Consider the following 16982-nt stretch of genomic DNA (forward strand, 5'->3'; position numbering starts at 1 on the left):
CTACGTGCACCTGCGCCAGGGGCGCCCCACCGAGGCGGTGGAGATGACCGAGGCCAACCACGCCCGGCTGGACGAGCACCTGCCGGCGGACCGACACCGGCTGCACCGGTCGGTGCTGCTGTACAACGCGGCGCAGGTCTACGCCCAGAACGGCGAGCACGACGCCGCGCTGCGCTACCTGGGCGAAGCGATCGAGATGGACCCCAGCTACTCCGAGTACCACAACGACCGCGGCAGCATCTACCTGAAGCTGGGCCGGCTGCACGAGGCCGAGGCGGACTACCGCCGCGCCATCGAGATGTCGGCGCCGTACCCCGAGGTGTGGTTCAACCTGGGGCAGTGCCTGCTGCGCGCGGGGCGCGCTGGCGAGGCGGAGGCTGCATACGAGCGTGCGGTGGACCTCGATCCCGCCCGCCCGCAGGCGTGGGCCGCGCTCGCCGGGCTGCGGCGCGCGGCGGGACGGCCCGATGCCGCGCTGGACGCCTACGACACGGCCGTGGCGGCAGACCCGGTGAATCCTTTCCTGCTCGCCAACCGCGCCGCGCTGCGCCTGGAGTTGGGCAGCATCCGCGAAGGCCTGGCCGACCTGGATGCCGCCGTTGCGCTGGCGCCCGGCCACCCGGGACTGCTGCGGAACCGCACCCTCGCGCGCCGTACGTACGAAGCCGTCCCGGCCTGACGCAACGTTCCCACGCCGCCGTCTCGAAACCCGCATCGCGCGGCCAGCGCCGCGAAGGGACCCGCAATGACCACCTCGTCCGTGATGACCCGCTCGCCCTTGGACGGCGGCACCGCCGCCGCGCCCGCCGCTCCGCTGGCGCAGCTCAGCTACAGCCGCTCCGCGCGCTGGCAGCCCTCGCGGTTCAACGCGCGGACCGTGGGCGACGACGGGCGCCTCCTGGTGTGGAACACCCTCACGGGCGCCGCGCTGGAGTTCATGCCCGAGCACCGCGACGGCGCCGTAGAGGCACTTTCCGCCAAGGAGCTTCGCGAACCGCTGGACACCTACGCGAAGCACCTGGCCGCGCGCGGCCTTCTCGTCCGCGACGACCTGGACGAGATGGCGATCTTCCGCATGATCTTCGGCAAGCAGCAGTGGCGCACGGACAAGCTGGAGCTGATCCTCCTGGCCAGCGAGGACTGCAACTTCCGCTGTGTGTACTGCTACGAGAAGTTCAAGAACGGGACGATGGAGCCCGGCGTGCGGCAGGGAGTGCGCGCGCTGGTCGAACAGCGTGCGCCGCAGCTCAAGGAGCTGGCGGTGGGGTGGTTCGGCGGGGAGCCGCTGTACGGCTGGGAGGCGATCGAGGACCTTGCCCCGTTCATGAAGGCCACGGCCGAGAAGCACGGGATCCGCCTCGGCCAGAACATGACCACCAACGCGTACCTGCTCACCGAGGAGCGAGCGACGCGCCTGCTGGAGTGGGGCTGCACCACGTACCAGATCACGGTGGACGGCAAGGCGGAGGAGCACGACTGCAAGCGCGTGGGCCGCGACGGCAGCCCCACCCACGCCGTGATCCTGGACAACCTGCGGGCCATGGCGGCGCGCAGGGACAGCTTCAAGGTCAACCTGCGCGTGAACTTCGACCAGGACAACTTCTCGCGCCTGGGCGGCTTCATGGAATCGCTCGCCGAAGACTTCGGGGGCGACCCGCGGTTCCGGCTGCGGTTCCGCGCCATCGGGCGGTGGGGCGGGCCCAACGACCAGGACATCGACACGTGCGGCGTGGAGGAACGGCGTTTCGTGAAGGACCAGCTGCGCGCGCAGGCCAAGTCCCTGGGCCTGCACCCGGAGGGCGGGATCGACGAGGTGCGGTATCCCGGTTCTCAGGTGTGCTATGCGTCGCGGCCGTACAGCTTCATCGTGGGGGCCACGGGCAAGCTCATGAAGTGCACCATCGCGCTGGACGAGATGCCCGAGAACGTGGTGGGCAGCATCAGCCCCGAAGGCGTGCTGGACGTGGACCCGCAGAACATGTCTCGCTGGGTCGCGCCCCACTTCGAGACCGACGCGCTCTGCCAGACGTGCTACGTGCTGCCCGGCTGCCAGGGCGGCGCCTGCCCGCTGACGCGCATCAAGTCCGGCACGCGCACGTGCTGCGGGACCAAATCCAACCTCAAGCGCGAGATGCGCTTCACCCTCGAAGAGATGCAGGATCGCCGGGAAGCTCAGGCCCGTCAGCCGATGGCTTCTGCATCGATGCCGTGACAGGTTTGGAAGCTGGAGCCATCAGCATCAAGTTGGGACGAAAAGAGGAAGGGAGCGGCCGATCGGGCTGCTCCCTTCCTCTTTTGCCACCGATCACGCACGCCGCCGGCTCGCGGGGAAGACGCGCGCGGCGAGCTCCCGTGGAAGGCGGTGCCGCTGCGAATCCCAGTCAGGTCAGCGGATGGCCTGGTTGAGCACCACCATCTTCTGCCAGATCTTCGCGCTCAGGCCGGTGGTGAGGTCCTCCACCTCGTCCACGGCGGCGAGGACGACAGGGTCGTTGAACTGCTGCGCGTACAGGGCGGCGACCTTGCTGTTCAGCGACAGCAGCTCGCTGCAGTAGTCCAGGTAGCGCGACATCTCGTACCGGGTGAGGCCCCGCACGGGCGACGAGGGCGTGTCGCGCGGCTCCTGCACCAGCCGGTCCGGGTCCTTGCTGAGCTGGTGCATGTCCACCATGTGCGCCACCGCGCGCAGCTCGCGGATGTAGCGCAGCGCCCGCCGCCGCTTGATGCGGCCTTCCAGGGTGGCGAGGAAGAAGATTCCCGCGCCCAGGAAGAGCACCACGTTTTTGGCCGCGTCGAGCACCTGGAGGAACGCGCCGAAGTCGCTCACCATGAGGTGCAGCGGCACCCCCGCGGCGATGCGGCCCAGCAGCGCGACGAGCGCCGCCAGCAGCAGGCCCACCCCGGTGCGGATGGGGATGCTGGGCTGCGCGACCTCCTTCAGCCGCTCCACGCATTCGTCGGCGATTGTGAGCAGCCCCTCGGAGAGCGCGAGGAGGCCGCTGCCGGGAAAGCGCTCCCCGATGCGGTCGCGCAGGCGCCGCATGGTGGCGATGATGCGGTCCGGCTCCAGCCGCGGGTGCCGGTGCGGCGGATCGTGTCCAAATGCCGGGATCATGGTGCGAATGGCCGGAGGAAAGCCGCCCGTCGGCTAACGTAACCGCCGTCCGGGGGATGATCATCCGCCGGACGAGCGGGGGTGATCAGTTTAGGTCAGCCGATCGACCGCCAGACGCGGGATGCACATCTGCCGATGGGCTGTTCGGAAGATGCGCATCCGCCGAAACGGGCGCGCGGCCGTTCGTCTACCGAAATCGCGGCGATGCGCGGCACTACATCTCCCGCCTCGCCCGTCGTGGCTGCCGCCTGGTTCGTCGCCCGGAAGATCAGACGTCGTAGCGGTCGCCTTCTACGACGGCGCGGATGCCGAGGAGGTCGGTGCCGAAGACGCCGAGCGCGAGCATCAGCTCCAGGCGCGCTTGGGGCCCGGTGAGCACGTCGGCGAAGATGGCGCCCATCTCGCGAAGCTGGTGGCCGCCGCCGTCGTACGCGTAGGTGTCCAGCACGCGCCCGCGGTGCGACCGCGAGGCGATGAGCACCGGCCTGCCCGCGTCGATCCAGCGCTGGATCCCTGGCACCACGGCGGGAGGCACGTTCCCCCGCCCCATCGCCTCGATCACCAGGCCCTGCGCGCCGCTGTCCAGGCTGGCATCCACCAGCCGCGAGTCCGCCCCGGCAACCATCTTCACCAGGTCGACCAGCCGCTGCGGCTCGTCCGGCGTGAGCGCGGGCTTGCGGCGGCTCTCGCGGTAGAAGAGCACGCGGCCGTTGTCGGTCACGCCCAGCGGGCCCCAATTGGGGGAGCGAAAGGTGCCCGCCTCCTCGGTGTGCGTCTTCACCACCTCGCTGCCCTGCACCACGCTCTCGTCCATCACCACCATCGTCCCGCGGCCGCGCGACTCGGACGAGGCGGCGACCTCGGTGGCGGCCATGAAGTTGGCCGGGCCGTCCCACGAAAGCTCCGATGAGTTCCGCATGGCGCCGGTGATGACCACCGGAATGTCGGCCGGGATCGACCGGTCCAGCAGGTACGCGGTCTCCTCGATGGTGTCGGTGCCGTGCGTGACCACCACGCCGTCGAAGCCCTCGCGCTGCGCATCCAGCACCGCCGCGCGCAGCTCCCACATGCGCTCCACGGTCATGTGCGGGCCCGGGTAGCGTCCGAACTCGCGCACCTCCACGTCGGCGACCTTCTCCACGCCGGGCACCAGCGCCAGCAGCTCGGCGCCGCTGAGCCGCGGGACCGCACCCCCGCTTTCCGCATCGATGCGCATGGAGATGGTGCCGCCCGTCGCCAGGAAGAGGACGCGCGGCAGCCTTCCCTGCGCCCGGTTGCCGCCCTCAACGTCAGCCACAGAGCACGCTCCCGCCGTTCACGTTCAGCACCTCGCCGGTCACGTGCCGCGCCAGCGCCGAGCAGAGGAAGACGATTGGCCCCGCCACGTCGTCAGCAGACGCGACGCGGCGGAGCGGGATCGCGCCCTCGATCCGCTCGCGGTCGGCGCCCAGCGCACCCGCCACCATCTCGGTGTCGATCCAGCCGGGCGCGACGCAGTTGACGGCCACGTCGCGCGGCCCCAGCTCTACCGCGACCGACTTCACGAGCGAGATCATGGCGCCCTTGCTGGCGGCATAGTCGGCGTGCCCGGCCTCCCCCCGCTGGCCGGCGGTGGACGAGACAAGCACGATGCGTCCGCCGGGACCTATCATCCGCGCCGCCAGCCGCGTGGTGTAGAAGATGGAGGTGAGGTTCGCGGCCATGGTGCGCGTCCACTGCGCCTCCGTCATCTCCGCGACGGGCACGTCGTCCGGCGGCCAGATGCCGGCGTTGCCCACGTAGATGTCCAGCCCGCCGAGCTCCCGCTCGCATCGTCCGAAAAGCGCGTCGCACCCCGCTTCCTGGCTGATGTCCGCGGCCTGCGCCCACGCGCGCACGCCGAAGCGCTTCAGCTCCGTGACGACGGCTTCCGCGTCGGCGTGGCGGCTCGCGTAGCCGATGCCCACGTCGCAGCCCGCGCGCGCCAGCATGAGCGCGGTCGCGCGTCCCACGCCGCGCGAGCCGCCGGTGACCAGCGCGCGCTTGCCCGCCAGGCCCAGCGTCACGCCGGCGTCCATTTCCCCCCCAGCTCCTGCGCGTGGTGGCGCTCCGTGTCCAGGATCTCGGCCACGAGCGCGGCGGTCGTCTCGTCCATCGCCGGCTCGCCCTTCTCGAGGGCCGCGGAATAGCGCCCCACCTCGTGCTGCTCGCGGTCGCGGGCGGCGGCCTCCCACACGTCGAACGAAGCGGGCGGCGGGGCGATGCCGGCCAGCTCGCCCGGCGCGGCGCCCAGCTCCAGCAGGCGCGCGGTGAGGCGCGACACGTGATGCTGCTCGTCGGCGTGCAGGTCGTTGAAGCGCTCGCTCAGCGCGGCGTTCCCGCGCTCCTCGGCCTCGGCGGCCAGGGCGCGGTAGAAGAGCGCCTGCTCCTTCTCGGCGGCACGCCAGAGCTGGAGGCACTCGATCAGGTCGGTGGGCATCTGCGGTTGTGTGGAGGTGCGCTGCGCCGGGCGGAGATCGGGTCCTCCGGTGCCGCCCGGAAGATGCCGGGCGAAGCGTCGCAACGCAATTCGGGCTCCGCAGCCCGTGGATCGTGTCTCCACATCCGAATCGAACTACAGGACGCGAAACGCATCTGCCGTGGACCATCCATCATCAACGAGGCCCGCCGGACGGAGTGTCGGCGGCGTGAACATTCTGAAACAGCGCTGTTCGAAAATTGGATTCGGGAGATGCGGATACGGAGGTGGATCGGCGATGGAGGACCGATGGTGGCCGGGAGATGCGCGGCTGGTCAGCGCGTGCGGCGTTTGACGGTGCGGTGGGAGAGGGTGGCCGGATGCGATAAATCGCACCCCTACAAGACGATAGATCGGGCGCGGAGGATGCGGGGCGCAGCAGCGGCGTGCGTCAGCGGCCGGCGAGGGCGGATTCGAGCTTGTCGAGGCGGCCGCGGGTGAGCTTGAGGCGGGTGCCGTCCTGGAGGATAAGGACGTGTTCGCCGCGGAAGAGCGGCTGCATCTCGCGGACGCGGTCCAGGTTCACGATGGCCGAGCGGTGCACGCGGAAGAAGCGGTCGGGGTCCAGCCGCGCCTCCAGCGACGCCATCGTCTCGCGCAGCAGGTGCGTCTTGCCGGCCACGTGAAGCTTGGCGTAGTAGTCATCCGCCTCGATCCAGTCGATCTCCTCCACGCGCAGGAAGAGCGTCTTCGCCGCGCTCTTCACCAGCAGACGCGATGCGTATCCGCCCGGGGTTCCGTGCGCGCCCGCGGCCTCGCGCGAGTCGAGCAGGCCGAGAAGGCGGCGCCCCAGGTCGCCCGCAGCATGTGTGCGGACGGCCTCCTTCGCGCGCTCCACGGCGACGTCGAACCGCTCGTCGTCGAACGGCTTGAGCAGGTAGTCCACCGCCGCCACGTCGAAGGCGCGGAGGGCGAACTGGTCGTACGCAGTGATGAAGACCACGCTGGGCATCCGCTCGGGCCCCACCTCGCGCAGCACCTCGAAGCCGTCCATCTCCGGCATCTGCACGTCCAGGAACACCAGGTCCGGCCGCAGCGAGAGGATCGCATCTACCGCCTGGCGTCCATCCGCCGCCTCGGCGACCACGGACAGCTCCGGATCGCGCGACAGCAGCTCGCGGACGCCGGTGCGGGCGAGCGGCTCGTCGTCCACCACCAGCACGCGGAGGGGCGCGGTCATCGGCGGCCCCGCTCGGCGTCGCCGCCGCCGCGGCGGTACGGCAGCTCGATGGTGGCGAGGGCGCCGCCGCCGTGCGCGTTCGCCAGATCCAGGCTGTGGTGCTCGCCGGCGTACATCTGCGCCAGGCGGGCGCGCGTGTTCCGCATCCCCACTCCCTCGGGCGCCTCGCCCTCCAGCCCCGGCCCGTCGTCGCGTACGGTGAGCACCATGCTGCCGTTGCGCCGCTCCGCGCCGATTGCGACCAGCGTGGCCGCGCTGCGCCGGGCGACACCGTGCTTGATCGCGTTCTCCACCAGCGGCTGGAGGATGAGGTTGGGCACGCGCGCGTCCAGCAGGTCCGGCGCGACCTCCATCCGCACGTTCAGCCGGTCCGCGCAGCGCACCTGCTCGATGGCGAGGTAGCGCTCCAGGAAGTGGAGCTCGTCGCGCAGCGGCACCTCCAGGGGCGGCTTCTCCTCCAGCACGCTCCGCAGCAGGTCGCTCAGGCCCGCCAGCATGCGCACCGCCTCGGGATTCCTCTGCCCGCGCACCAGCATGGCGATGCTGTTCATGGCGTTGAAGAGGAAGTGCGGGTTGAGCTGCATCCGCAGGGCCTGGAGCTGCGCCTCCACCAGCTGCCGCCGAAGCTCGGACGCGGCCAGCTCGCGCTCGCGATAACGCGAGTAGTACTCGACCAGGTACGCCAGGCCGAGGAGGACGACGTAGAGCGGAAGGTCGGTCGCGATCCCCCGCGAGGCGCCCTGCAGGAAGTACTGCGGGAACGGGTTGCCCATCACGAACAGGCGGTATGGCAGGAACCACTGGATCGCCAGCACCAGGTGCCGGTTGACGAGCACGACCGCGACCCCCACCGCCAGGTGCAGCGCCGCGCCGGGCACCCAGCGGTGCCGGTCGATGGGCACCTTCCGCACGAACCACTGGAGGAAGGGGATGGTGAGCGCCCACACGTACCAGAACGGCAGCCGCATGGCCATGCCGTGCGCGTACGGCGCCGGGTTGCCGAACTGCGCCATCGACTCCACATGCTGCCACGCCCCCACCAGGCCTACGACGGTAGCGACGACGAAGAGAACTGGCAGCGGCAGATGGCTGCGCGGTGTGGCGGGGCGGAGCTCGGCGGCGGTGTCCATGCACCCAAGCTAAGCGGCGGCACGCCGGAGCGGAAAGGAGATGCGGCGAAGTGTGCCCCGCGTGCAGCGAACCGTGCGCTCCGTCCGGTGAAAAACCGCACGGATGCAGGGAGATCGTCGGGCGTGGCGCATCGGCCGAGACGAGAGGGACGGTGGATGGGATGCGGATTCGCCGCGGCGCATCGCGCTCCGGCTGCACGGCGGCGGGGGTTGGCTGCACGTCCGTATCGGCCGCGATGGGCGGAGCGCATCGTCCTCCCACGCGGCCCACGGAGGGCCGGTGCGTTCCCCCATCCACCGGAGACGATCCATGCCCGCTTCCCCCATCCCCCGCCGGACCGCCCGCGCCGGCGCATTGGCAACGCTGGCCGCCGCGCTCCTCCTCGTCCACGCGGCCCCGCTCGCCGCGCAGTCGCCGCGCGAACGGCTGGTGGTAGAGCCCGCGTGGCTCGCCGCGCATCTCCAGGACCCCAACCTCGTCGTCCTGCACGTCGGTGAGAAGGGCGGCTACGACTCGGCGCACGTGCCCGGGGCGCGCTTCGTCCGCCTCCAGGACCTCTCCACCCCGCACGACATGCACGACGAGAAGTCGCTGATGCTGGAGATGCCCGCGCCGGAGGTGATGCGCGGGAAGCTGGAGGCGCTCGGTATCTCCGACCGCTCGCGCGTGGTCGTGGTCTACGGCGCGGACTGGGTGAGCCCCGCCACGCGCGTGGTGATGGACCTGACCTGGGCCGGCCTGGGCGACCGCGTGTCGCTGCTGGACGGCGGGCTGGACGCGTGGCGGACGGAGCACCGGCCGGTCACGCGAGACGTCCCCGCGCCCGCACAGGGCACGCTCGCGCCGCTGCACACGGCGAACGTGATCGTGGACGCGGAGTGGGTGCGGGCGCACGTGGCCACGCCACGCTTCGCCATCGTGGACGCGCGGGCGCCGGCCTTCTACGACGGCGTGCAGAAGACGGCCACGCGCGCCGGGCACGTCCCCTCGGCCCACAGCATCCCGTTCACGGAGCTGACGGACGACCACAACCGCGTGCGCGGCAACGCCGAGCTGGCGGCGGTCTTCCAGGCCGCGGGCGTGAAGCCGGGCGACACGGTGGTCGGCTACTGCCACATCGGCCAGCAGGCGACGGCGATGCTGTTCGCGGCGCGGCTGCTGGGTTACGACTTCCGCTTGTACGACGGCTCGTTCCAGGACTGGGACCGCCGCACGGACCTGCCGGTGGAGCTTCCGCCGGCCAGGGGCGGACGATGAGCGCCGCGGCCCCCGCGCGCGTGCCGCGGTTCGCGCTCCTGGCGGAAGCGGCGCCCGCCGCCGTCCCGTCGCGCGCGAAGGCCTACGCCAGCCCGTACGCGGCGGGCGTGGGGATCGGGCTCGCGCTGCTGGCGGCGTTCTGCATCGCCGGGCGCGGGCTGGGCGCCTCGGGCGCGTTCTCGTCCGCCGTCGCGGTGGGCGTGTCCACGCTCTCGCCGGAGCACGCGGCCGCGAACCCTGCTTTCGCGGATTACCTGCCCGCGGGCGGCGGCGCCGGGCTGCGCGACTGGCTGGTGTGGGAGATCGCCGGCGTCACGCTGGGGGGCATGCTCAGCGCCTGGTTCGGCGGCCGGTTCAAGTGGATGACGGAGCGCGGCCCGCGGGTGACGGAGAACCGGCGCCTCGTGCACGCCTTCGCCGGCGGCGCGGTGATGGGCATCGGGGCCAAGCTGGCGCGCGGCTGCACCAGCGGCCAGGCGCTCACCGGCGGCGCGCTGCTGAGCGTGGGAAGCTGGATCTTCATCGCCGCGGCGTTCGCCGCCGCGTACGCCGTCGCCCCTCTCTTCCGGAGGCAGTGGACATGACCGCGCTTCCCTTCTTCTCCCCCGTCGCGGCGGACGGTGCCGCGGGGCTGCTCGCGGCGCTCGGGATCGGCGTGGCGTTCGGCTGGTCGCTGGAGCGCGCGGGGCTGGGCAGCGCGCGAAAGCTCGCAGCGCAGTTCTACCTGACGGACCTCGCCGTCTTCCGCGTGATGTTCACCGCCATCGTCACGGCCGCGCTGGGCGTGTTCTGGCTCTCGTGGCTGGGCGTGCTCGACCTCGCGCAGGTCTACGTCCCACCCACCTTCCTGCTGCCGCAAGCCGTCGGCGGGATCGTCTTCGGCGCGGGGATGGTGGCGGGCGGGCTGTGCCCGGGCACCGGCTGCGTGGCCGCTGCGACGGGGCGGAAGGACGGCGCGGCGGTGGTCGCGGGGATGCTCGCCGGCGTCTTCGTCTTCTCCGAGGTGTTCCCGCTCGTCCGCCGTTTCTACGAGCGCACGCCACGCGGCGCGCTCACCTTCCCCGCGCTCCTGAACCTGCCGTACGGCGTCGTCCTGTTTGCGCTCGTCGCCCTGGCGCTGGGCGGCTTCGCGGGCGCGGACCGCGTCGAGCGGCGGGCGCGGCGCCTGGCCGCGGGAGGCGGATGATGCCCATCCCGCGCATCTCCCGAAAGCACGCGCTGGCCGGCTGCGCGGGCGTCCTCGGCGTGCTCGCCCTCGTCGCGGGCGAGCCGAACCGAGGGACGGGCGCGACGGTAGATGTCGATCGGCTGGCCGCCATCGTCCAGGCGGAGCAGGACCACGTCACCGCGCTGGAGCTCGCGCAGTGGATTCGCGACTGGAAGCCCGGCCTGCGCGTGATCGACGTGCGCGGCGCCGACGACTTCGCCGCCTACCATCTCCCGACGGCGGAGAACTTTTCGGTCACGCAGCTCACGCGGGCGCGCTTCCGGGCGGACGAGACGGTCGTCCTCTACTCCGAGGGCGGCACGCACGCGGCGCAGGGCTGGTTCTTCCTGCGGGCGAAGGGCCTGGAGCGTGTCTTCTTCCTCCGCGAGGGCCTGTACGAGTGGGCGACGCAGATCGTGGAGCCGCGCCTGCCGGACGACGCGTCGCCCCAGGCGAAGGCGCGCTGGCCGGAGCAGGCGGCGCTCAGCCGCTACTTCGGCGGCAGCCCGCGCGTGGGCGGAACGGCGCAGACGGTGGACGATCCAACCGCCGCGCTCCCCCGCGCATCTCACGACGACGCCGGGGGTGAGCTTCCCCGTCCGGCGTCGGGAGAGGCGAGCGCGAGCACGGCCGCCGTGGCGCGCATCCGCGCCCGCGGATGCTGACCCGCCGCCGCGAGGACTCCATGCCGAGCCAGATCGAAGCCTACTTCCGCACCCTCCGCGCGTGCGAGTTCGGGCGGCTGGACGAACAGGGCCACGCGTACCTGGACTACACCGGAACCGCGCTCTACGCGGACTCGCTGGTGCGCGGGCACGCGGCGCTGCTGGGCGGGTCCATCCTGGGCAACCCGCACTCCGACAGCCCATCGTCGCGCGACAGCACCGCGCACGTGGAGGCGGCGCGCGCGGCGGTGCTCCGCCACTTCGACGCGGATCCGGCGGAGTACGCAGTCTGCTTCACCGGCAACGCCAGCGGCGCGCTCCGGCTCGTCGGCGAGGCGTACCCGTTCGCGGCCGGCTCCCGCTTCGTTCTCTCTGCCGACAACCACAACTCCGTCAACGGTATCCGCCGCTTCGCCGAGCGCGCGGGAGCGGACGTCCGCTACGTCCCGCTGGACGGCGAGATGCGGATGGCCGACCCGGAGCCCGTGCTCGCCGGGGCGGACCGGAGCGCGCCCAACCTCTTCGCCTTCCCCGCGCAGTCCAACTTCTCCGGCGTGCGCCACCCGCTCGCCCTCGTCGGCCAGGCGAAGGAGATGGGCTACGACGTGCTGCTCGACGCCGCCGCGTTCGTGCCCACCAGCGCGCTCCGCCTGCGCGACGTACGGCCGGACTTCGTCGCCCTCTCCTTCTACAAGATGTTCGGCTATCCCACCGGCGTCGGCGCGCTGATCGCCCGGCGCGAGGCGCTGGCGCGGCTCCGGCGCCCGTGGTTCGCCGGCGGCACCGTGGAGTTCGTATCCACGCAACACCCGCTGCACATGCTCAAAGATGGCGCGGAGGCGTTCGAGGACGGCACGGTCAACTTCCTCGGCATCGCCGCCGTCCCCGCCGGCCTGCGCCTGCTGGAAGAGGTGGGGATGCAGCGCCTCGGCTACCATCTCGCCGGCCTCACGCGCCTGCTGCTGAACGCGCTGTCGGAGATGCGCCACCCGTGCGGCGCGCCGCTGGTCCGCATCTACGGCCCGCACGACGGCGAGGACCGCGGGGCCACCGTCGCCCTCAACATCCTGAACCGAGACGGCCACGCGGTAGATTACGAGATCGTGGAGACTCGCGCGGCTCAAGCCGGGGTTTCGGTCCGGGGCGGCTGCTTCTGCAACCCCGGCGCGGCCGAGCACGCCTTCGCCTTCCCTGCGAAGAATTCGCTCTGCTGCCTGCGCGTCCTCGCGCGCGACGGCTTCACCACCGGCCGCTTCCGCCGCTGCCTCGCCGGGCCGCCCGTCGGCGCCGTCCGCGTCTCCCTCGGCGTCGCCACCGTGGAATCCGACCTCCGCCGCTTCCTCACCGTCGTCGAATCCTTCCGGGGCGAGGCCGGTCACCGAGCGCGCCGCGAACCCGCGGCCGGGGTCATCGGCACCCCTGGCGCGGCAGCATGAGCGACGGAACTGCCCTGCGCCTGGACCGTTGACTTACAATGGCAGTGGTATTACATATGATACCACAATGCCGATGCCACAGATCGTACTCGACACCAACGTTCTCGTCGCGGGGCTCCGATCCAATCGGGGCGCGTCCTACCGCCTACTGTCGCTGGTGGGAACGGGCCAGTTCGAGATCAACCTGTCCGTGCCAGTGGTGCTCGAATACGAGGACGTGCTGCTGAGGCGCGAGGTGGGCATCCCCGTCTCGCCGCAGGGAATCTCGGACATTCTCGACTACCTGTGCTCGGCGGGCCGGCACCACGCGATCTTCTTTCTGTGGCGTCCGTATCTGAAGGACCCGCAGGACGACATGGTCCTGGAACTTGCAGTGAAGTCCGACAGTAGGGTGATCGTGACGTTCAACAAGAAGGATTTCGCGGGGTGCGAAAGGTTCGGCATTCGGCCGCTCGACCCGCGGGAGTTTCTAAGCAGCATAGGAGCACTGCCATGACGACGCTCAGCCTCCGCCTGCCCGACAGCCTTCACAAGGGGATGAAGGATATCGTGACGCAGGAAGGGATCTCGATCAACCAGTTCATCGCCACGGCTGTGGCCGAGAAGATGTCTGCGCTGATGACCGAAGAATACCTCTCGGAACGCGCGCGCCGCGCCAGCCGCAAGAAGTTCGACGCCGCCCTCGCGCAGGTGCCCGACGCCGAGCCTGCCGAGGCGGACCGCATCTGAAGATGCGATGGGCAGGAGACGAGAAGGCCCGCGACGGGAACCGTTGCGGGCCTTCTTTCGTTACTTGTCCGGCAGATTCCATCACACGGCCGGCTCGCCCAGCTTCCCTGCGGCGCCCCAGCGTTCCGCAAAGGCGGCGAGGCCGGCGGGGTCCGCCTGGGCCTGGGCTTCCAGCGCATGCGTCATCAGCGCATCGGCCGCGAGGAGGGGGAGGGCGTCGTCGCGTTGCGTGGCGCCGCCCCGCAATGAGCGGTAGAGCGCGACGGCCGAGGCCGCGAGCGTGTCGGGAAACGACGCGTCGGCCTCGGGCCACGCATTTCCAGCCTGCGCACCTGTCGGAATCGCTTCTCGAGACAAGAAAGCAACCGGCTGCACACCGCCAGATCTAGCGCCTGGCCCTGCATCTCCCGATCCCGCATCTCCCGAAACGGCGTCGCCCGGCTCCGCTGCGGTAGACGCCAACTCCGAGTCCAAGGACGTGAGAGCGGCGACCATCGCGTCCAGCAGGCGAGGCGGCGCGTCGGGGAGGTGGTCGCGGAGCCAGCGCTCGGCCGGCGTCACGCGGCGGATTCGGCGAGCATGGGGCGCACGATCTCCACCACGCGGGCGAGCGCAGCGGGCACCTGCTCCGGCAGAGAGACGCCGGCCTGCGCCATGTGCGGCTTGCCGCCGCCCTTGCCGCCCGCCAGCGCCGCCACCTCGCGTACCACGCGGTCTGCCCGAACGCCGCGCTGGATCATGTCGTCCGTAGCCACCGCCATCAGCGACGTCCGCCCGCCCACGTCGGCCGCGAGGACGCCGATGCCGCTGCCCAGCGCCTCGCGCAGGCGGTCGCCCACCACCCGCAGCCCGTCGGCGTCCGCCACCTCCACGGCCGAAGCGACCACGCGCGTCCCGTCCACCGCGACGGCGGACGCCAGGAGCTTCGCCACCACGTCGTCGCCTCCCGACACGCGCGCCTTGTCGAGCTGGCGGTGCAGGTCGCGGTGCTCCTCCAGCACCGTCTGGAGCCTCGGGATCAGGTTCTCCTCGCGCGTCTTGAGCAGCGACGCAGCCTCGCGCAGGGTGCGCTCGTCGCGGCGGACGCGCTCGAACGCCTCGGGCCCGGTCACCGCCTCGATGCGGCGCACGCCCGCGGCCACGCCGCTCTCCGAGACGATGCGGAAGAGGCCGATCTGCCCCGTGGTCCGCACGTGCGTGCCGCCGCACAGCTCCATGCTCACGCCGGGGATCTCCACCACGCGCACCACGTCGCCGTACTTCTCCGAGAAGAGCGCCATCGCGCCGCGGCCGATCGCGTCGCGGTAGCCCATCTGCGCCGTGGTCACCTCGCCGTTCTGCCAGATCGCGCGGTTCACGCGGCTCTCCACCTCGCCCACCTCGTCGGCCGTGAGCGGGCCGCTGTGCGAGAAGTCGAAGCGCAGGCGGCCGGGCTCCACGAGCGAGCCCTGCTGGTGCACGTGCTCGCCCAGCACGCCGCGGAGAGCGGCCTGGAGCAGGTGCGTGGCCGTGTGGTTCCGCTCGGTGTCGCGGCGTAGCGGCTCCTCGACCACCGCGCGGACGCGGCCGGGCGTGAAGTCGCCCTCCACCGGGCCGATCACCGCCACGCGCCCCGCCACGCGACGCACCTCGTTGGCCGCCATCGTCCAGCCCTCGCCGTGGATGGCGCCGGTGTCGCTCACCTGGCCGCCGCTCTCGGCGTAGAACGGGTTCTCGCGGAGCTGCACCGCCAGGCGCCCGTCGTCCAGGCGGCGGAAGGCGAGCACGTCCGTCTCCAGCTCCGTCGCGCGGTAGGCGGCGAACTCTTGCTCGGCACCCGCGGCGCCTGGCGCCTCTTCCCAGCCCATCGCCAGCGCATCGGCCCCCACGCCGATGCCGCTGGCCGCGCGGTCCTCGCGCGAGCGCTTGCGCTGCGCCTCCAGCTCCGCGTCGAAGCCGGCCATGTCCACGCCGTAGCCGCGCTCCGCCGCCATCAGCTCCGTCAGGTCCGGCGGGAAGCCGAAGGTGTCGTACAGGCGGAAGACGTCCGCGCCCGCCACCGTGCCGGACCCACCCGCGGGCGCCATCTCGTCGAACCGCCGCATCCCGCCGTCGATGGTGGCCAGGAAGCGCTCCTCCTCCGCCCGCGTGTTGCGTAGGATGTAATCGCGGCGCTGCGCCAGCTCGGGATAGGTCTCACCCATGCGCGCGATGGTCGCATCCACCACCTCCACCAGCGTGGGCTCGCGGCGGCCCAGCAGCCAGGCGTGCCGCACCGCGCGGCGGAGGATGCGGCGCAGCACGTAGCCGCGGCCCTCGTTGCTCGGGAAGACGCCGTCCGCCAGCAGGAACGCCGTCGCGCGCGCGTGGTCGGCCAGCACGTGGTACGACGAGCCCTGCGGCGTGCCGTACTCGTAGGGCACGCCCACGACCTCGACCGCGCGCTCGATGAGCGGGGTGAACAGGTCGGTGTGGTAGTTCGTCGGCACACCCTGGAGCACGGAGGCGAGACGCTCCAGACCCGCGCCCGTGTCGATGGACGGCGCCGGCAGCGGCGTGAGCACACCGTCCGCGTCGCGGTCGTACTGCATGAACACCAGGTTCCACAGCTCCAGGAACTCGCCCGCCTCGCCGTGGACCTCGAAGTCCTCCTTCGCCAGCTCCGTCCCGCGCAGGTCGCCTGGGCGCAGGTCGAAGTGGATCTCCGAGCAGGGGCCGCAGGGGCCGGTGTCGGCCATCTGCCAGAAGTTGTCCTTGTCGCCCAGCCGGAAGATGCGCTCCAGCGGCAGCCCGGCGATCTCCTGCCACAGCTTCTCCGCCTCGTCGTCCGTGTAGTGCACGGTGATCCACAGCCGTTCGGCGGGGATGCCCAGCTCCACCGTCAGCAGCTCCCAGGCGAAGCGGATCGCGTCGCGCTTGAAGTAGTCGCCGAACGAGAAGTTGCCCAGCATCTCGAAGAAGGTGTGGTGCCGCGCCGTGAAGCCCACCTGCTCCAGGTCGTTGTGCTTCCCGCCGGCGCGCACGCTCTTCTGCGACGTGGTGGCGCGGCGGAACGGCACCTCCTCCATGCCCAGGAAGACCTTCTTGAACTGCACCATGCCGGCGTTCACGAACAGCAGCGTGGGGTCGTCGGCGGGCACCAGCGACGACGAGGGGCGTACCTCGTGCCCGTTGCGGGCGAAGTAGTCGAGGAAGCGGGAACGGATCTCGTCGGCGCGCATCGGGTCTGCTCGGGTTTCTTGGGCGAACGGGCTCGGCCGGGACTGGTCGTCCGGAACCGCTCAACATAACGCGCCGCCCCGCGGCTTCTCAAGGCCGGAAGGCGGCGGTTTCCGATGCGGCTCGATGGCGGGGCGGATGCTCCGTCGCATGCGGACCGCTCCGGAGCCCGGCGGTACTGCTGCCGGTCTCCTCCGCCGGGTCGGCGAGCCTCCTCCTCCGGGCGCCGATACTGCCTGGCGCCCTCCGTCTGGGGTCTCCCCGCCCCGGCGCGAGCCTGCCGGAAACTGCCCCGGCAGTCTCCCGCCGCACATCTTCTTCCGGATACGACGAAAACCAACGACAACTGGGCCGGTTCCGGTCGTAGGCGTACGCTTCCTCGACGCTTCACGCGTCCGGCGCTTCACGCACGGAATGCAGCGGAAACGCCTCGACATCTCCGCCCGTGCCGTTCGTCCGCGAAGGCGGACTTTGCGCTGTCGTTGCCGCGGTTTCAACCGCCAGGCACACCACCGCCTCGCGAACTTCACTCCACCCCGCCGGTCCTGTTCGTGCAGCGGTCCGCCG

At 71.4% G+C, this 16982-nt stretch carries 17 protein-coding genes; 9 read left to right on the top strand and 8 right to left on the bottom strand.

Annotated features, from left to right (window positions below):
• Nucleotides 1–679: tetratricopeptide repeat protein (locus VFE05_05485; GenBank protein ID HET6229513.1), on the top strand; the 679-nt coding region annotated here is incomplete at its 5' end.
• Between the two features lie 66 nt (nt 680–745).
• Nucleotides 746–2212: a radical SAM protein gene (locus VFE05_05490; GenBank protein HET6229514.1), complete on the top strand. Its 1467-nt coding sequence runs from the start codon at nt 746–748 to the stop codon at nt 2210–2212.
• A gap of 174 nt (nt 2213–2386) precedes the next feature.
• Here the strand turns inward: VFE05_05490 and VFE05_05495 are convergent, their stop codons facing one another.
• The 6 genes from VFE05_05495 to VFE05_05520 form a co-directional block, all read right to left on the bottom strand.
• Nucleotides 2387–3115, bottom strand: coding sequence for a hypothetical protein (locus VFE05_05495; GenBank protein ID HET6229515.1), 729 nt, complete (start codon nt 3113–3115; stop codon nt 2387–2389).
• Between the two features lie 268 nt (nt 3116–3383).
• A complete protein-coding gene (locus VFE05_05500) occupies nt 3384–4412 on the bottom strand; it encodes an asparaginase (GenBank protein ID HET6229516.1) in 1029 nt (342 codons plus the stop codon).
• Nucleotides 4405–5172, bottom strand: coding sequence for an SDR family NAD(P)-dependent oxidoreductase (locus tag VFE05_05505; protein ID HET6229517.1), 768 nt, complete (start codon nt 5170–5172; stop codon nt 4405–4407). The genes VFE05_05500 and VFE05_05505 overlap by 8 nt, the downstream gene beginning before the upstream one ends.
• Nucleotides 5157–5573 (bottom strand): ferritin-like domain-containing protein, encoded by a 417-nt coding sequence (locus VFE05_05510; GenBank protein ID HET6229518.1) that lies wholly within the window; start codon nt 5571–5573, stop codon nt 5157–5159. The genes VFE05_05505 and VFE05_05510 overlap by 16 nt, the downstream gene beginning before the upstream one ends.
• 430 nt (nt 5574–6003) lie before the next feature.
• Nucleotides 6004–6792 (bottom strand): LytTR family DNA-binding domain-containing protein, encoded by a 789-nt coding sequence (locus VFE05_05515; protein ID HET6229519.1) that lies wholly within the window; start codon nt 6790–6792, stop codon nt 6004–6006.
• Entirely contained in the window at nt 6789–7922 is a 1134-nt protein-coding gene (locus VFE05_05520; GenBank protein ID HET6229520.1) for a histidine kinase, read from the bottom strand. The genes VFE05_05515 and VFE05_05520 overlap by 4 nt, the downstream gene beginning before the upstream one ends.
• A 310-nt stretch (nt 7923–8232) precedes the next feature.
• On the opposite strand from VFE05_05520, the gene VFE05_05525 reads away from it, so the two are divergent.
• The 7 genes from VFE05_05525 (at nt 8233) to VFE05_05555 (ending at nt 13217) form a co-directional block, all read left to right on the top strand.
• Nucleotides 8233–9180 carry a rhodanese-like domain-containing protein gene (locus tag VFE05_05525; GenBank protein ID HET6229521.1) on the top strand — a complete coding sequence of 316 codons (948 nt, stop codon included), beginning with the start codon at nt 8233–8235 and terminating at the stop codon, nt 9178–9180.
• Nucleotides 9177–9764: a YeeE/YedE thiosulfate transporter family protein gene (locus VFE05_05530; GenBank protein HET6229522.1), complete on the top strand. Its 588-nt coding sequence runs from the start codon at nt 9177–9179 to the stop codon at nt 9762–9764. Before VFE05_05525 ends, VFE05_05530 begins: the two co-directional genes overlap by 4 nt.
• Nucleotides 9761–10366, top strand: coding sequence for a YeeE/YedE thiosulfate transporter family protein (locus VFE05_05535; GenBank protein HET6229523.1), 606 nt, complete (start codon nt 9761–9763; stop codon nt 10364–10366). Before VFE05_05530 ends, VFE05_05535 begins: the two co-directional genes overlap by 4 nt.
• On the top strand, nt 10363–11052 hold the full coding sequence (locus VFE05_05540) for a rhodanese-like domain-containing protein (GenBank protein HET6229524.1): 690 nt from the start codon (nt 10363–10365) through the stop codon (nt 11050–11052). The genes VFE05_05535 and VFE05_05540 overlap by 4 nt, the downstream gene beginning before the upstream one ends.
• Nucleotides 11053–11072: 20 nt before the next feature.
• The gene (locus tag VFE05_05545) at nt 11073–12488 is read left to right on the top strand and encodes an aminotransferase class V-fold PLP-dependent enzyme (protein ID HET6229525.1); all 1416 of its coding nucleotides are present in this window, start codon (nt 11073–11075) and stop codon (nt 12486–12488) included.
• 73 nt (nt 12489–12561) lie between these two features.
• Nucleotides 12562–12984, top strand: coding sequence for a putative toxin-antitoxin system toxin component, PIN family (locus VFE05_05550; GenBank protein HET6229526.1), 423 nt, complete (start codon nt 12562–12564; stop codon nt 12982–12984).
• On the top strand, nt 12981–13217 hold the full coding sequence (locus VFE05_05555) for a hypothetical protein (GenBank protein HET6229527.1): 237 nt from the start codon (nt 12981–12983) through the stop codon (nt 13215–13217). Before VFE05_05550 ends, VFE05_05555 begins: the two co-directional genes overlap by 4 nt.
• A gap of 81 nt (nt 13218–13298) precedes the next feature.
• Here VFE05_05555 and VFE05_05560 read toward each other — a convergent pair whose 3' ends face one another.
• Nucleotides 13299–13574, bottom strand: coding sequence for a hypothetical protein (locus VFE05_05560; protein ID HET6229528.1), 276 nt, complete (start codon nt 13572–13574; stop codon nt 13299–13301).
• 200 nt (nt 13575–13774) lie between these two features.
• The gene (gene alaS / locus VFE05_05565) at nt 13775–16417 is read right to left on the bottom strand and encodes an alanine--tRNA ligase (protein HET6229529.1); all 2643 of its coding nucleotides are present in this window, start codon (nt 16415–16417) and stop codon (nt 13775–13777) included.
• Nucleotides 16418–16982: the final 565 nt, after the last annotated feature.

The sequence above is a fragment of the Longimicrobiaceae bacterium genome (assembly GCA_035696245.1).
GTDB lineage: Bacteria > Gemmatimonadota > Gemmatimonadetes > Longimicrobiales > Longimicrobiaceae > DASRQW01.

Coding starts and splice junctions, on each gene's coding strand:
- VFE05_05490 (HET6229514.1), top strand. CDS start 746: ATGACCACCTCGTCCGTGATGACCCGCTCGCCCTTGGACGGCGGCACC.
- alaS (HET6229529.1), bottom strand. CDS start 16,417: ATGCGCGCCGACGAGATCCGTTCCCGCTTCCTCGACTACTTCGCCCGC.
- VFE05_05550 (HET6229526.1), top strand. CDS start 12,562: ATGCCACAGATCGTACTCGACACCAACGTTCTCGTCGCGGGGCTCCGA.
- VFE05_05525 (HET6229521.1), top strand. CDS start 8,233: ATGCCCGCTTCCCCCATCCCCCGCCGGACCGCCCGCGCCGGCGCATTG.
- VFE05_05495 (HET6229515.1), bottom strand. CDS start 3,115: ATGATCCCGGCATTTGGACACGATCCGCCGCACCGGCACCCGCGGCTG.
- VFE05_05510 (HET6229518.1), bottom strand. CDS start 5,573: ATGCCCACCGACCTGATCGAGTGCCTCCAGCTCTGGCGTGCCGCCGAG.
- VFE05_05535 (HET6229523.1), top strand. CDS start 9,761: ATGACCGCGCTTCCCTTCTTCTCCCCCGTCGCGGCGGACGGTGCCGCG.
- VFE05_05555 (HET6229527.1), top strand. CDS start 12,981: ATGACGACGCTCAGCCTCCGCCTGCCCGACAGCCTTCACAAGGGGATG.
- VFE05_05520 (HET6229520.1), bottom strand. CDS start 7,922: ATGGACACCGCCGCCGAGCTCCGCCCCGCCACACCGCGCAGCCATCTG.
- VFE05_05530 (HET6229522.1), top strand. CDS start 9,177: ATGAGCGCCGCGGCCCCCGCGCGCGTGCCGCGGTTCGCGCTCCTGGCG.
- VFE05_05540 (HET6229524.1), top strand. CDS start 10,363: ATGATGCCCATCCCGCGCATCTCCCGAAAGCACGCGCTGGCCGGCTGC.
- VFE05_05505 (HET6229517.1), bottom strand. CDS start 5,172: ATGGACGCCGGCGTGACGCTGGGCCTGGCGGGCAAGCGCGCGCTGGTC.
- VFE05_05515 (HET6229519.1), bottom strand. CDS start 6,792: ATGACCGCGCCCCTCCGCGTGCTGGTGGTGGACGACGAGCCGCTCGCC.
- VFE05_05545 (HET6229525.1), top strand. CDS start 11,073: ATGCCGAGCCAGATCGAAGCCTACTTCCGCACCCTCCGCGCGTGCGAG.